This is a genomic window from Candidatus Symbiopectobacterium sp. NZEC135, assembly GCF_025962695.1.
Map to the genome: position 1 here is coordinate 31867 of NZ_JAGFPF010000017.1, position 15209 is coordinate 47075.

12 protein-coding genes are annotated in these 15209 nt (G+C 52.8%); 4 read left to right on the forward strand and 8 right to left on the reverse strand.

Translation table 11 applies throughout. The annotated features are described in order from the left end of the window. Positions 1 to 96: 96 nt before the first annotated feature. From J5224_RS11045 to J5224_RS11055, 3 genes are all read right to left on the reverse strand, one after another. On the reverse strand, positions 97 to 1200 hold the full coding sequence (locus J5224_RS11045) for a M20 peptidase aminoacylase family protein (protein ID WP_264625431.1): 1104 nt from the start codon (positions 1198 to 1200) through the stop codon (positions 97 to 99). An 82-nt stretch (positions 1201 to 1282) separates the two neighbouring features. Continuing rightward, on the reverse strand, positions 1283 to 1759 hold the full coding sequence (locus J5224_RS11050; RefSeq protein ID WP_264625432.1) for a YjiG family protein: 477 nt from the start codon (positions 1757 to 1759) through the stop codon (positions 1283 to 1285). Next, a complete protein-coding gene (locus J5224_RS11055; RefSeq protein ID WP_264625433.1) occupies positions 1749 to 2420 on the reverse strand; it encodes a nucleoside recognition domain-containing protein in 672 nt (223 codons plus the stop codon). Before J5224_RS11055 ends, J5224_RS11050 begins: the two co-directional genes overlap by 11 nt. Positions 2421 to 3180: 760 nt before the next feature. Here J5224_RS11055 and J5224_RS11060 point away from each other — a divergent pair. After that, positions 3181 to 4803 (forward strand): Na/Pi cotransporter family protein, encoded by a 1623-nt coding sequence (locus tag J5224_RS11060; protein WP_264625434.1) that lies wholly within the window; start codon positions 3181 to 3183, stop codon positions 4801 to 4803. 86 nt (positions 4804 to 4889) lie between these two features. Here the strand turns inward: J5224_RS11060 and J5224_RS35545 are convergent, their stop codons facing one another. Further along, positions 4890 to 5042 (reverse strand): hypothetical protein, encoded by a 153-nt coding sequence (locus J5224_RS35545; protein WP_319802432.1) that lies wholly within the window; start codon positions 5040 to 5042, stop codon positions 4890 to 4892. An 808-nt stretch (positions 5043 to 5850) separates the two neighbouring features. Further along, on the reverse strand, positions 5851 to 6189 hold the full coding sequence (locus J5224_RS11070; RefSeq protein WP_264625435.1) for a microcin: 339 nt from the start codon (positions 6187 to 6189) through the stop codon (positions 5851 to 5853). A gap of 593 nt (positions 6190 to 6782) precedes the next feature. Here J5224_RS11070 and J5224_RS11075 point away from each other — a divergent pair. Together J5224_RS11075 and J5224_RS11080 are read left to right on the forward strand one after the other, a co-directional pair. After that, positions 6783 to 8054: an HlyD family secretion protein gene (locus J5224_RS11075; protein ID WP_264625436.1), complete on the forward strand. Its 1272-nt coding sequence runs from the start codon at positions 6783 to 6785 to the stop codon at positions 8052 to 8054. Next, positions 8047 to 10161 (forward strand): peptidase domain-containing ABC transporter, encoded by a 2115-nt coding sequence (locus J5224_RS11080; RefSeq protein WP_264625437.1) that lies wholly within the window; start codon positions 8047 to 8049, stop codon positions 10159 to 10161. The genes J5224_RS11075 and J5224_RS11080 overlap by 8 nt, the downstream gene beginning before the upstream one ends. Positions 10162 to 10183: 22 nt before the next feature. On the opposite strand, the gene J5224_RS11085 is transcribed toward J5224_RS11080, so the two are convergent. After that, a complete protein-coding gene (locus J5224_RS11085; protein WP_264625438.1) occupies positions 10184 to 10612 on the reverse strand; it encodes a TOBE domain-containing protein in 429 nt (142 codons plus the stop codon). A gap of 221 nt (positions 10613 to 10833) precedes the next feature. Between J5224_RS11085 and J5224_RS11090 the strand changes: the two genes are divergently transcribed. Then, entirely contained in the window at positions 10834 to 11790 is a 957-nt protein-coding gene (locus J5224_RS11090; RefSeq protein ID WP_264625439.1) for a LysR family transcriptional regulator, read from the forward strand. Here J5224_RS11090 and J5224_RS11095 read toward each other — a convergent pair. After that, the gene (locus J5224_RS11095; RefSeq protein ID WP_264625440.1) at positions 11749 to 12438 is read right to left on the reverse strand and encodes a DUF6250 domain-containing protein; all 690 of its coding nucleotides are present in this window, start codon (positions 12436 to 12438) and stop codon (positions 11749 to 11751) included. The genes J5224_RS11090 and J5224_RS11095 overlap by 42 nt on opposite strands. A gap of 37 nt (positions 12439 to 12475) precedes the next feature. Then, a complete protein-coding gene (locus J5224_RS11100; protein ID WP_264625441.1) occupies positions 12476 to 15205 on the reverse strand; it encodes a Tat pathway signal sequence domain protein in 2730 nt (909 codons plus the stop codon). Positions 15206 to 15209 lie beyond the last annotated feature (4 nt).

Genomic DNA, 15209 nt, shown 5'->3' on the forward strand with positions numbered 1-15209 from the left:
ACACACTAGCAGATAGCGCCCGACAGTCGGCAGCGCGATATCAAAAAAATGGGGATTAATGCAGGAAAAACGCCCCGGCAGGGGCGTTGGAGGTATTTAGCCTAACGCTTTCTCTACGCAGCGTTTAAACACGCGCACACCCACTTCCAGTGAGTTGAGATCGAAATGCATGTCCGGGTGATGCAAGCCGGGTTTCAGGTTGGTGCCCAATCCCCAAAAGCCCGCTTTCACCTCGGGACGCAGACGCGGGTAGAAGAAGAAATCTTCACCGCCCGCAGTGCTTTTCGGCTCGGTCAGCCCCTGCGGGCCAAGCACATCAACAATCGCCTCGCTGATAAGCAAAGTGGCTTCGTCATGAATTTCCGCTGCCGGAATCTCTTTGGTCAGCACCACATCAGCGGTAGCACCCAGCGCGGCAGCGCTGTGCTCAATCGCCAGTTTGACTTTCTCTTTCAGCGTTTGCATCAGGTCGTTCTGTGCAGAACGTAAATCCCAGCACACCGTGGCGCGATCTGGAATCGAGTTGGTCACACCGGCGTCGCACAGGAAGCGGGTTGCCTTGACGCTCCAGGTCAAATGTGGCGGCAGTGGAATGGCTTTAACCGCCATCACTGCCTGCGCAGCAGCCTCTAATGCGTTTACCCCCAGATGAGGACGCGCGCCGTGCGCCGGCTTACCGTGGAAGGTCACTTCAAAGGTACTGCTGGCAGAATAGTACATTGCAGGCACCGCTTCGCCCAGCACACACTCTTCAACCGGGCGTAGGTGGAAACCGAGGATCATATCCACATCGTCCAGCGCGCCGCCTTCCACCATGGCAATGGCTCCAGTGCCCAGCTCTTCTGCGGGCTGGAACAGAATGCGCAGACGGCCTTTTTTGACGATACCTTCGCGGATAATCTCTTGCGCCGCCGTCAATACTACCGAGGAGTGCGCATCGTGCCCACAGGTGTGGCGAGCACAATGCTCACCGTCGATGATGTGGCCCAGCGCATCCATATCCGCGCGCAGTGCCAGCAGCGGACCGGGCTCGCCGCTGTCTAATTCCGCCACAATACCGGTCGTGCCGTTAATACCGCGCGTGACGCGATATCCCGCCGCCTCCATTTTGCTGGCAAGGTAGTCCGAGGTTTTAAACTCCTGAAAACCCAGCTCAGGAATGGTGTGCAGGTAGTTGTAATGCTCTAATACGATGGACATAGTTACGCTCTCTTTTCTCTTTATGCGTGCCGCAGGAGGTCAATCATGCCGGACAACAACCTCCGTGGCGGCATCGACAGCATCAGGCAAAAAACACGCGCATGATCAGCATGGCAATCATGGCGTTGATAATGCTGGTCAGCATCAGCAGCGGCCAGTATTTTTTCGGCACATCCGCCACCCCGAGCAAGCGGCCCATGTACTGTAACTGTGAGCCCATCAGGAAAATGGCCGGAGCCAGAATCGTCACCATATGACCATCCAGCGTCCCTTTGGAAAGCAGGCTGACAGCAACGCCAGTGCCCGCCGAGGCGGAAAGCCAAGAGGTCAGCAGCACGGTGATCGCTTCACCGGGCAGGCCAAACAGGCCCATGATCGGTGCGAACACTTTGCCCAGCAGCGCCATAATGCCGAGTAAATTCAGAATTTCCGCGATCACATAAGCCATCAACACGTTGGGCAGCAGGTTATTGATAGCGATATTGAAGCCTTTACGCGCCCCAACCACAAAAATATCGAACGGGTTGTTGGACACCTTGGCTGGGCTGTTATTGCTCATTCTGAAAATCCTTGCGATAAACCGTATTAAGCACCACGCGCACCAGCGCAGCACCGACAAACTTCATGATGAACATCAGCACCAGCGGAATCACAATCGGTGCCGTCATGGAGAGAAACAGCGCGGAGCCAATCGTGAAGTAGTTATTGATAAGCCCGGCACCGGAGTACTGCCATGCACTCATGATCACCAAATCTTTCTGCGTGATATCGCCGCGATCGCTCAACTCTTTGGTCAGCGCCGCACCGGCATCGGTACTTTGCAGATCGGTGATCATCGCCAGCCCCGTCAGACCGGGAATGCCAAGCAGCGGACGCAGCAGTGGCGTCAACAGACGGTGCGCAGCGCGGATAGCACCGTAGTGGGTGAAAATTTCCAGCACGCCCAACGCCAGCATCACCGTAGGAACCAGAGACAGAGCGAAGATAAAGCCCGCTTTGGCACTGATGCCGCCCGCTCCGATAAAGTTTCCACCCTCTTTGATGGCACCAAAGCTACCGCCCAGCGTGGTAAAATCGAAGGCACCCAGCCAATTCAGCCCATTGACCTTAAAAAATAGCCCTGAAAAAAACAAAATCGCCCCCACCAGCGCGATGTAGGGCCCTGCTTTCCTGAGTAGGCCCGTACGCTGCGTCGTTGGCTGCGTGATCTCTTCCGACATACAAATCCCCTTTTGAGTCCCCTGCGTTGGTAAAAATGTCACGCTCAGCGCCGTTTTTTCCACGCTGATGCCGCGACAAATGAACAAAAAAACTGCGTCCGGCGTGCAGCACACGCCAGAAATATTGCTGAGATTGATAACGGAATAAGAAACGGAACCGTTAAAAAAATCCGTTTTAGGTGTTGTAAACGTTATGCATACATCTCGAGGGATGACACTCAGTCAATTGCAGCAACCTATCCTTTTTTATTTTCACTAAGATTGTCAAGGTTTATTCCCCAAATCGGTTTACCAAAAAGACAAATCAGCTTTCCAGAAACGTCAATGTCGGTTGAAAACACAAACCGGAGTGAACAAAAGACCAGATTCGCATGCGCCATGCAGAAACTGCATAATGATTTATCATTGAATTTATTGGATAATATGTCGAAATTTTGGTCTACACGTTACGCATGAATAAATAACATGAAAAACCCACTATCTTGGCACTTCAATTCCCCCTTGCTCAAGCCAGCATTATTCTGGCTCTTTTTGTTGGTGATTTGTAATATTACAATAAGGCCAGAGGCATCAATTAAGAAAAATTATCAGATTACCCCCTTGAAGGCAGTGTTTAATTCTATTATTTACCCATAATTTCAGGACAAAATAAAATATCAGAGGGATATGTGATACACTTCGTTAGCATCTAGTGTGCTGGACTGGAGATCCAATCAGTGCGGCCTGCATTTGAAACCACAATGATTCATCAGGATAGACTATGTTGACGCTGCTGCATTTGCTCTCTTCCGTTGCACTGCTGGTATGGGGTACCCATATCGTACGCACGGGTATTATGCGAGTTTATGGCGCAAACCTGCGCCGTATATTGAGTGCCAGCATCAAGAAAACCAGCATGGCGTTTCTGGCGGGGATCGGCGTAACGGCGCTGGTGCAAAGCAGTAACGCCACTGCGCTGCTGGCCATCTCTTTTGTATCACAGCAACTGATTGCGCTTTCCCCTGCATTGGTGATTATGCTGGGGGCGGATGTCGGTACCGCGCTCATGGCGCGTATCCTGACGTTCGACTTGGGCTGGCTTTCTCCCCTGCTGTTGCTCTGCGGGATCGTGGCATTTCTGTCTAACCGCAAAGCCCGCGTCGGCCAGTTGGAACGTGTCGGTATCGGCCTTGGATTGATCCTGCTGGCGCTTGAGTTGATTGTCGCCGCCGCAGCCCCCATCACCCATTCCAGCGCCATTCTGGTAATTTTCACCTCTATTTCGGATGACACGCTGCTGGCGCTGCTGCTTGGGGCCGTGTTCGCCATGGTCAGCTATTCCAGCCTTGCCGCCGTACTGCTGACAGCGACGCTGGCGGCGACCGCACTGCTGCCGCTGAAAATGGCACTGTGCATCGTGATTGGTGCCAACCTCGGCAGCGGTGTGCTGGCGATACTCGGAGGGCGCGGACAACCTGCCAGCGCACGGCAATTGGTCCTTGGCAGCATGTTGTTCAAGATTATCGGCTGCGTGTTGATTTTGCCCTGGCTGGCACCGTTAGCGCAGTGGATAAGCCGCACGGGCGTCGCATCCGACGAAGCCGTCATCTATTTTCATGTCGTCTATAACCTGCTGCGCTGCCTGATAATGCTGCCACTGGTGAGCAGTATGGCGCGTCTGTGTCGCCGTTTGGTGCCCCATGAGGATATCAACAACGCCACCGCCGCACCGCGCTATCTCGACAACAGCGCGCTGGATACCCCTTCGCTTGCTCTCGCCAATGCGGTACGCGAAACGCTGCGACTGGGCGATGTGGTGGCGCAAATGCTGGAACGTTTTCGCCTGGTGTTGTTGGGTGACAGAGAGCAAAAACGCGAGATCAGTCGCCTTGATGAAGAGGCCGATATGCTTCACAGTGCCATCAAGCTCTATCTGGCACAGATTCGCCAAGACGATCTGGGAGAGGAGGATTCACGCCGTTGGGCGGAAGTGATCGATACGGCGTTAAACCTGAAACAGGCGGGCGGCATCCTCGAACATATTTCATCGTCGTTCACCAACAAGGCGCTGGATGCCCGACTCTCCTTATCCTCCGAAGGTATGGAGGAACTGTTGTCACTGCATCAACGCCTCACCAGCTCCCTCTCACTGGCAATGTCGGTGTTTCTCACCGGAGACATGACCAACGCCAAACGCCTGCGCCGTGCCAAGCACCGTTTGATTCTGCTGGGACGACGCTACTCCCATGCGCACGTTGAGCGTTTACATCAACAAAATCCGCAGAGTCTGGAAACCAGCTCACTGCATATGGGGCTGCTGGGGGATATTCGCCGCCTTAATTCACTGTTCTGTGCCGTGGCGTATCACGTGCTCGAACCGGACCCGGAAGATTCCGCAGAATAATCGGTGATACAACGACAGAAGGGCAGCATTTTGGCTGCCCTTCTGCACATTCACACTGTAATCGATGTTATGTCACTCGTCGGTATTCAACACGATTGAGGACGAAAGATCGCCTGCTCTTTATCCATCGCACAGGGTGACGCACCGCCGCTGCCGTTCCAGGTCGGCCCCATCGGAACAACAGGGATCGGTACATTGACCGGGCCGTGTTCAACGGCACCGCTCACGACCGTTTGCACCGCCGCCCCCGCAGCACCCGATATGGCACCTGCGACTGCACCGCCAGGCCCCCATATAGCGCCTATACCTGCGCCCCACGCCATATTATTAGTTATAGAATTAAGTAATTGCTAGTTATCGTCTGCTTGATTCCCCCCTGCACCTGAGATATTTATCAACATACACTCTTCAATTTCTCTCATACTGCCTCCTGTTAAATACAAATAAAAAGAAAATTATCATATTTAAAACCATTGATACCAATGAAGACACCAGACTCGTTTCCAATGAAAAATGGATGTCCATACTGAGCAAATCATCTATTGACAAGGGATAAAAGAATCCAACAAAACAGGACAAAAACACAATAAATGAAATATGTAAGAAATAACTTTTTGCCTTCCTCTTTCGCAAAAAAAATACATAAGACATTACTGACAACCACACTGGAGAAGAAATATCTGATAACATGTCTCGCTCCAAACCTGACGATTAGGCATCGATAGGCACACAAGAGAATAAGCAAATGCAATGTACCTTCAATACGTTTTTTATTCTGATATTATCCATTCCATCCTACCAGTACTTCACGAAAGCAGTTTGATTTTTTCTTTATTTATTTATTAAATTGGGCATTAGTTTGATAAAAAATTGAATTTCACCCTATATATTTGACACTAAAGATGTCGAACTCGCTTGCGTCAACTGGGGCGATGTAACCTTTAAAATGAAGGCGAATAAATAATCGTTGGTACAACGACAGAAGGGCTGCAAAATGCTGCCCTTCTGCACATTCATCCTGCGATAAATGTTATACCACTAACGAACTTAACACGATTGAGGACGAGCAATGGCCAGTTCTTTATCCATCGCACAGGGTGACACACCACCGCCGCTGCCGTTCCAGGTCGGCCCCATCGGAACAACAGGGATCGGTACATTGACCGGGCCGTGTTTAACCGCTTCCTGCACAACGGCTTGTATTGCACCAGTCGCAGCCCCTCCTACAGCGCCAGCGACACCACCTCCAGGGCCAGCGATAGCGCCGAACCCGGCGCCCCACGCCATATTTTCTCCCAGCGTGTTAAGCAATTCCTTATTACTGCTCGCCTGGTCATTCCCTGCACCCGAGATAGTTATCAACATGCTTTCATCAATTTCTCTCATACGACCTCCTGTTAAATACAAATAAAAAGAAAATTATCATATCTAAAAAGATTGATACCAATGAAGAAACCAAACTTGTTGCCAGTGAAAAATGAATGTCTGTGTCGTGTAGAATATCCTTTGATAAGGGATAGAAGAATCCAGCAAAACAGGAAACAAACACAATATATGAAACATGAACAAAATGTTTTTTTGTTTTTCTATTACGCAAAAAAATAATGTAGGACATCACTGGCAACCATACTGGAGTAAAAATCTCTGATAACATTTTTCGCTCCACATCTCATAAGCAGACATCAACATGCATACAAGAAGATGAGAAAATAGAATGTAACTTTTTTACGTTTTCGCTCATTCTAACTTCATTTATTTCATCCTGCCAACGCTTCACTGAAAGTGGTTTAACCTTTGTTTTATTTTTTCTTTATTTATTTTTTAAATTAATCATTACCTTTATAAAAATATGAATTCCCTCCCACAACATTGACATCAGTAGGGGAATAACTATGCTATAGCGCACCACCGTTGAATAGGTGCGTTTTTCGAAAGTTTAACCCCTGTATTAGCTATAAATAATATGCAGAGAGGTATGCGTGTTTCGCAAGGAAGCGTTAGGACACAGAAAAATGCCATGGCAGGGAAAAGCCCTTTTACTCCCTGGCATATCACCGTGGTTAACCGCGCTGGTTTGCCTGTTTTTTCTATTCTCTTTTATACTCTTTGTCACTTTTGGCACTTACACCCGACGCGTCAATGTCGGGGGAGAAATTAGCACACACCCTCGCCCCGTGAGTATTTATTCAGGTGTACAGGGGTTTGTTGTGAAGAAATATGTTACCGAAGGGCAAGAAATTAAAAAAAACGATCCCCTTTATCGTATTGATGTCAGTAAAAGCACCCGCAGTGGCGTTGTCAGTGATAACCACCGTAAAGACATAGAAAACCAGTTGGTGCGTATCGACAATATCATTTCACGTATTGAAAAGAGCAAATCATCCACATTAGAGGCATTGAATAAACAAAAAAAACAATACAGTGACGCTCTTGAACGCTCTTCTGCCATTTTGACGCGCGCTGAAGAAGGTATAAGCATAATGAAAACCAACATGGAGAATTATCGCCGTTATCAGATGAAAGGCTTAATTAACAAGGATCAGTTAATCAATCAGGTAGCACTTTATTATCAGCAACAGAATAACCTGCTTAGCTTAAACACTCAGAATGAACAAAATGCATTAAAAATTACCGGACTGGAAAGCGAACTGCGTACGCAGGAAGCCGAGTTTGATAATCGAATTTATCATATGGAATTACAACGCTATGAATTACAGAAGGAACGGGTGAATGCAGATGCAGAAGGTGAAATTATTATTCGCGCGTTATCCAGCGGAAAAATAGACTCCTTAAGCGTTAGCGTGGGGCAAATGATTAACGTGGGCGATAGTCTGCTGCAAATCATGCCGGATACCGTCTCCGCGTTCTACTTAGTGATCTGGGTACCTAACGATGCAGTGCCTTACATCGCCATCAACGACAACGTCAATATTCGCTACGAGGCCTTTCCTGCTGGAAAATTTGGCCAATTCTCCGGCACGGTGCAACTGATCTCAAAAGCGCCCGCCTCACAACAGGAAATGCAAACCTATCAGGGCGCACCGACTAACCGTGTCGCCGCGATTCCCTATTACAAGGTATTGGTCAAACCGGATAAACAAACGATCCCTTACAACGGAAAAATACTCCATCTGGAAAACGGGATGAAAGCGCAAACCACGTTGTTTCTCGAAAAGCGGAAAATATATCAGTGGATGCTGGCGCCGTTTTACGACATGAAACACAGCGCCACAGGGCCGGTACATGAATAACCGTTGGCGCAAAAGTATTATCGATCAGTTGGATCTGGGGTTGCGCCGCCGACTCCCGATGCTGCACCAGACCGAATCAGCCGAATGCGGGCTGGCTTGTCTGGCGATGATCTGTAGCTACTACGGTAAAAATATCGATCTGAACGCACTGCGCCAACAGTTTCGGCTCTCCACCCGTGGCACCACGCTTGCCGGATTGAACGACTTCGCCACACAGTTGGGGATGACAACGCGTGCGCTAACGGTGGATCTGCACGAGCTTAAAGCGCTGAAAACCCCTTGTATCCTGCACTGGAACTTCAACCATTTTGTTGTGTTGGTCAGCGCCACGCATAACCGCGTTGTGGTGCACGATCCGGCACAGGGACGTCGCACCGTTGAACTGGCCGAGCTATCACGCAGTTTCACCGGTGTCGCGCTGGAGGTGTGGCCGGGCAGTGAGTTTAAGGCAGAAGAGGTCACACAGCGCCTCAGCGCTTGGCAGTTGATCCGCAGCGTGCACGGACTCAAAGGGGCGTTGATCAAGATTTTTTGTCTTTCTCTGGTCATCGAAGCCATCACGCTTATCGTTCCCGTTGGCACGCAGTTGGTCATGGATCATGCCCTTCCCGCCGCCGATCGCGGGTTATTGAGCCTGATCTGTCTTGCGCTGATGTTTTTTATTCTGCTACGGGCCGCCATCAGTATGGTTCGCGCCTGGTCATCACTGGTGATGGGAACGCTGATCAACGTGCAATGGCAATCAGGCCTCTTTATGCACCTGCTGAATTTGCCGCTGGATTATTTCGAAAAGCGGAAACTGGGAGACATCCACTCACGCTTTGGCTCTCTCGACACGCTGCGAGCCACCTTCACCGCCAGCGTGGTCGGTGCCATCATGGATAGCATCATGGTGGTGGGGGTGCTGATTATGATGTGGCTGTATGGCGGCCACCTGACACTGTTGGTGGGCGGTTTCACCCTTGTCTATATCCTGACCCGTTTTGCTACTTACAGCTACTATCGGCAGTTGTCTGAAGAGGCGCTGGTCAGGAGCGCGCGTGCCAGCTCCTATTTTATGGAGACGCTGTACGGCATTGCCACCATCAAGATGCAAGGCATGGGCGAACGACGGCACACCCACTGGCTGAATCTGCAAGTCGACACCCTCAATACCGGCATCCGCATCACCCGACTGGATCTGCTCTTCGGCGGTGTGAACACCTTTATCGCCGCCTGCGATCAAGTGGTGATCCTGTGGTTCGGTATCGATCTGGTTATCGATAATCAGATGACCCTTGGGATGTTTGTGGCGTTCTCGGCGTTTCGCAGCCAATTTTCTGACCGCATTGCCTCGCTGGTCGCGTTTATTCTGCAACTGCGCATGATGGGCCTGCACAACGAGCGCATCAGCGATATCGCACTGTGTGAGCGAGAGGCCATCATGCCCACGATCGGTGCTCAGGCTGACATGCGCCCGCGCGCATTAACCACTCAGGCGTTGAGCTTTCGTTACGACAGCCTTTCTGCCCCGGTATTCTGCGATTTGAACATCACTATCGCGCCGGGAGAAAGCGTGGCGATTGCTGGCCCCTCCGGTGTGGGAAAAACCACGCTGATGAAAGTGCTGTGCGGACTGTTTATGCCAGAATCTGGAAAGGTCCTGATCGACGGTAACGATATTCAGCACATGGGCGTGAACAATTACCGCAAAATGATCGGGTGTGTATTACAAGAAGATCGGCTGTTCAGCGCCTCGATACGCGAGAACATCTGCGGTTTTGAGCAAGAGATGGATGACACATGGATGATGGAGTGTGCCAGAGCCAGCTACATTCACGACACCATCATGGCATTGCCAATGGGCTATGAAACCCTGATAGGGGAACTGGGTGAAGGGCTTTCTGGCGGACAGAAACAGCGCCTGTTTATCGCTCGCGCCCTCTATCGTAAACCGGGCATTCTGTTTCTGGATGAAGCCACCAGCGCGCTGGACAAAGAGAGTGAAGCTGCTGTCAATCTGGCGATCAGGCAGATGAACATTACCCGAATCATCATTGCGCATCGAGAATCGACTCTCGCCAGCGCCGATAGAGTCATCACCCTCGGCCCAGAGCGCGAGCCGTAATGGCATACCGAACGCGGCTTTGTCAGGCTTTGGTCGCTAAAATAACGCTGGAGGCCTTAATCAGGGCAATCAGCTCACTGCCCACGCTGACCTGCATCTCTGCCACACTTTCATTGGTGATCGTCGAGGTCAACGCCAACCCGCTGTCGGTGACCAAATGAATGGTAGAGTTGACCGCGCCGGGAATAACAGAGGTCACTTTGCCACGAAATTGGTTGCGTGCGGAGAACACCAGGCCGCTGTTGGCCGAAGCCAGAATCACCCAAGGAGCCTTGACCAGTGCAATCGCCACTTTACCCGGTACCAGGCCCAGCGTGTTGCTGCTGGCACGGGTGATCACGGTGGTCAGGGTTTCCCCCCCTTCCAACGTCAGAACCACTTCATTATTGACCGCGCCTTCCGTTACTGACGCCACCACACCAGAAAGTTGATTTCTTGCCGACACTGACATAGCTCGCTACTCCTGCTGATTAACAAGGGATTAGCGCTATCATGAACATATATCCCTCAAATTCAAAAGCGTTTTTTATTATTACTCACTGAGGGGTAGCCGCTCGATTTTTTTATAACTACACGCTATATCTCGAAGGGATTTATTCTTTTTTTTTACCGCAGGATACTGTTAGCGTGCGCAGTATTGTCCGTTTTTCTGCTCGGAAGCATCCTGCTGATATGAATATCGATCTCCGCCAGTTACGGCATTTTATCGCCTTGATTGAACATCGCAATTTCACTGCGGCAGCGCAGGCGATGAAGCTTTCTCAATCGGCGTTCAGCCGCAGCATCCAATCACTGGAACACGCATTCGGTGCGCGGTTGATCGATCGCAACAACCCATTGCAACCCACCCCCAAAGGGCGCGTGGTGTTGGATCATGCGCGTCGATTGATCAACCAAACGCAGGATCTGTTCAACGATATTCAGCAATTCAACGAAAAAGAAGCAGGAGAAGTGCATTTTGGCTGCGGTCCTGCTCCCGCAGCCTGGTTGATGCCACAGGTGATTGGCCGTTTCTCCCGCGACTATCCCAAGGTACGCATGGTGTTTCGCGTGGATAACTGGCAGGCACTCGGCGAGCGACTGATGGCGGAAACGCTGAGCTTTATCGTCGCCGACACCCGTAACTATGAATTTGATACCCGCTACCGGGTGCAGCCATTGAGCAAGCACCGCTGGGGTTTCTGCTGCCGCAAGGGGCATCCACTGACCGCCTTTGAAGAGATAAGCGTCGAACAGTTGTTTGCTTATCCGCTGGCGGCCACCATTCGCCCGCCCAATTTACACCGTGCACTGGTTGAACTGAGCGGCAAACAGGACATCCGCACCAACATTGAATGTGAAAACGGCTACAGTCTACTGGAAGCCATCCGCCATTCGGATGCGATCGGCACCACCAACCACGGTCACTCCTCGGCACAGCAAGGGCTGCACATGCTGAAGATTGCCGGACTGGATGACAACAGCGAGGCGTTTTATACCCATTATGGCATTGTGTCACTGGCCGATGCCCGATTGTCACTGCTGACGCGTAAGCTGATCGATACCTTTGTGCAGGTCGACCAAGACCTGCACGGGGTAGTGGATGTGTTACCCGCAGGTGAGGGTGAAGTCCCGGATAACCTGGTGTGAAAACACAGTACGCAAACCGAAATAACCCGCTTGAGAGGATTCAGACAGGTGAGCACTGAAGTAAAGGGTGTTGTCCACCCAGAAGCGGGTTTCTCCCTGCGCTACTTCAATCACAATGCGATATTGCCTGCCGGGTTGCAGCAGGTGTGCAGCATCGGTGTATTCTCCTAGCAATGCGCGATCGCCCTGCCCATTGTAGTAGCGAAAACGGGTGGTGCTGTTCCAGTTACCGCCCATCCCGACATAATACAGTGCGAGGTTGTCATACTCATTCAACTGCCCGCGTCGAGTAAAAAGATTGCTACGTTGCGGATCTCGTGCAGCCCAAAACTGGTTAACGTCTGACAATCGATCGTAAGCGCCCCCCGCCAAACGCACTTCACGGGTAAAGGCGATACGATAATTCCCCACCAGAGGTTTATCCAACCACAGCGTCAGACCCGCAGCACTCTCAAACGCCAGAGCGTCATCGTTCAGCGTGAGATGTGTATGCAGTGGATCTTCTTGTTCCCCCCGCCAGATGAGCGGTTCGCCCTGCGCATCCCGTGACCAGCGCAGCGAAAAATGATGAGGATTGTGCTCCTCTTCCGATACCTGCGCCGCTGGCGAGGCCAGTATCGTTGTGTCGGTACAGTTTGAATCCGTCATGGTGCGTTATCCTGTCTTGCCTGCTCAACCGGCAGGCTCAAAGTGAAGGGGGGATCTCATCCAGCAGAGCCAGTAGCGCGATCGCCGCCAGTCCCCACTGCGCTACTGCGTTGGTTGATAGCGGCGCACCGTCATCAAAGGCGACTTCGTCAAGCGGTGCCATCACGTCAGGGGGAGTGAGGTGGCGCAGGTGACCCACGGCAGCAACCATGCCACCGCCCCCGCCGCTAAATTCTCGCCAGGCACGTTGCGCCAATGGCGTATCGTTTAAACGGCGTGCCGCAAACGCAGTCAGCCGGGCATGGCCTTGTGCCAGGTTGTTTTTTTTCACCCGCTGACCAATAAACGCACTTAGCGCGGCGGGATCGTTATACAGTCGGCAGTAGTCCAGCCAGGCGCGGGTGAAATCAGGATCTGGCAGCAGATCGAGCAGTTCACTGCAAACCTCCGTCAGGCCAAACACAGCGCTCAAATGAGAAATGCCAATCTGTTCCGCTGGTGCAGGCTGAAAACGCCCGCTACGGGGATCGAAATCGGCGCTGCCGGTAAAAAAGCCGTGCGGCTGGCGAGCAAGGGTTTGCATACTGTTAAGCAGACGTTCACGTTGAGCCGGATCGCCGTGGCGCTCCCAGGCGGTGAGCCAGGCGGCAGCTACAGCACCCCAGTCCGTGCCAAACGCCAAATTGACCCAGTGCGGGTCGGTTGGTGCAACCTGACCGATTTTGCGTCCTGGCAAAACCGTAGCCAACGCTCGTGCCCCCTCAACCTGTTCATCCAGCAGTTCACCGATGCGCTCATCCGCCGTCAGGTAATAGAGAAAACGGCGATTGGCAACGGTCGAAATGCGCAGTTGCTTGGCGCTGTCCCCCCAGTGGCGCACGTTGTGGCGGGAGCCCAGCGGGGAGAAACGTCCCTGATGGTAAACATCCACCTCGCCGGTGTGGCGCGTCATCGCCTCCGCCATACGAAATACATCAGCGCGCCCACTGTGCAAAAAGTAGTACCATAACCAGAGATCGGTACTGAGTTCCGAGTTATCCCAAGCGTAGCCGCCCACGTCATAACGCCACACATGACGATCGCTATCATAAGTGTGCATCACATCGCCGAAATCCCAGAAGCCGTACCATTTGCGCTGCTCAACCTCCTGCTGATAACGCTCGAAATACCAAGCGAGTTGCCCCTCCAGTTGTTTACGCTGCGGCGAATCCCCTCGGGCCGGTGACCACAACGGGCCAAAAGCCCGGGCGCGCGCCAGATCCTCAGGCTGCGCCACCAGCAACGGTGGTTGCTGCATCCGCTGTGCCAGACGCACCAATTGGGCGTTATCCGGCGTAGCGGGCAGTACATCGATAAACAGCTCGCTGGTGCGGGCAATACCTTGTGGCGTGGAGAACCCCGGCTCGTAATCCTCATAGGTGATCGCCAACCCTTCCAACTGCTCAGCCGTATTCTCCTGGCCTAATCCATCATGGTAACCACGCATCTCCATCGGTTCCGCCCAGGGCGACCAGAGCCACATGGTCACAGTGGCGCTATGTCGGTGGGCATCTTCCAGCGATAAACTCGCCGGATAGCTTTGCCAAAAATGGCGAACGCCAAAGGCAACGCCGCCCTGCGGCGTGCCCAGATACCCAACTCCCGCCGCACGTCCGCCGGTTGCTGCCAACACCCAGCCCTGCCCTGCTGATGTGCGTTTGTGGATCTGAAACCCATCTGGATGATGCTGTGTCAAACGATAGCTACCAAATGCCGGGATATAGGCCAGCCGCTTTCCGACTTCAGGAGAGAACGCGGCTACCGGTGGCGTGGCTTTACCGCTGAGCTGTGCGGCGATCGCCCCCGCGCCGGGATCGCGACGTAACCCACTCAGACCGCGCACCGCTTCAGCAAATACACCCCCGTCTGCCGAGACAAAACGAACGTGGCGATCGTGCAATTCACCTGCCAAGGGAACATCAAACGCTAGCCCAATCCCCGCCAACTGTTGCCGCGTCTCATCAAGATCGTAGATCAACGTATGCACCACACGCAGCGAAGCTGAGTCAGCATAGGCATACAGGCGAATAACGAAGGGAATTCGGCTTTCTCCTGGCTGTTGATGGTGCCCCCACAGCGCGATCACCGTTCGCTGCGAGCCTTTTTGTTCAACCTCCACGCGGTCGATCTGGCTTTGGTACGTGTGTCGCGCCAGCGTTTCTGCATATTCATCACCCTGCTGCACGCGCAGCACTAACCGCGCACGCGTTAAGGCCAGTCGCTCCCCTTGCCAGACTTCATCGATCAGATGACTGCCGGATCGCGCAATGCGGCAGCGAATACGCCCGGTGTCTACCGTCCAGCCGTTATCGTTTTCGCTCACGCCGTGCGACAGGTCCCCCGTTATGGCAGGCACGGGGCGCAGGGCCAAGCCGATGCCCGGAGGCTGTTCGCCCCCCAACGCGTGCGCGGACCATTTCAGAGAGCCGTCCGGCCAGCGAGCCAGCGCCCAGCTTTGCAGTGGATAGTCGCGCTGCTGCGCATCGCGCAATTGGAAACCACTGTCGCCCGCTACCTGGCCTTGCGGCCAGGGAACCCCCCAGGTCACCCCCGCAAACGCCGCGGGTGTCTCCCCATCAAGCCAGCGCAGGCTGACGGGGGTAACATCATGTGTCGCGCTGTCACCGCGAAATGGCTGAGCCAGCACCGGTGACCAGAGCGGCGCAGACAGCGCCAACAGCGTGCCATCACGCAAAAAGCGGCGACGGGAGAAAGAGAAATGACGCATATCC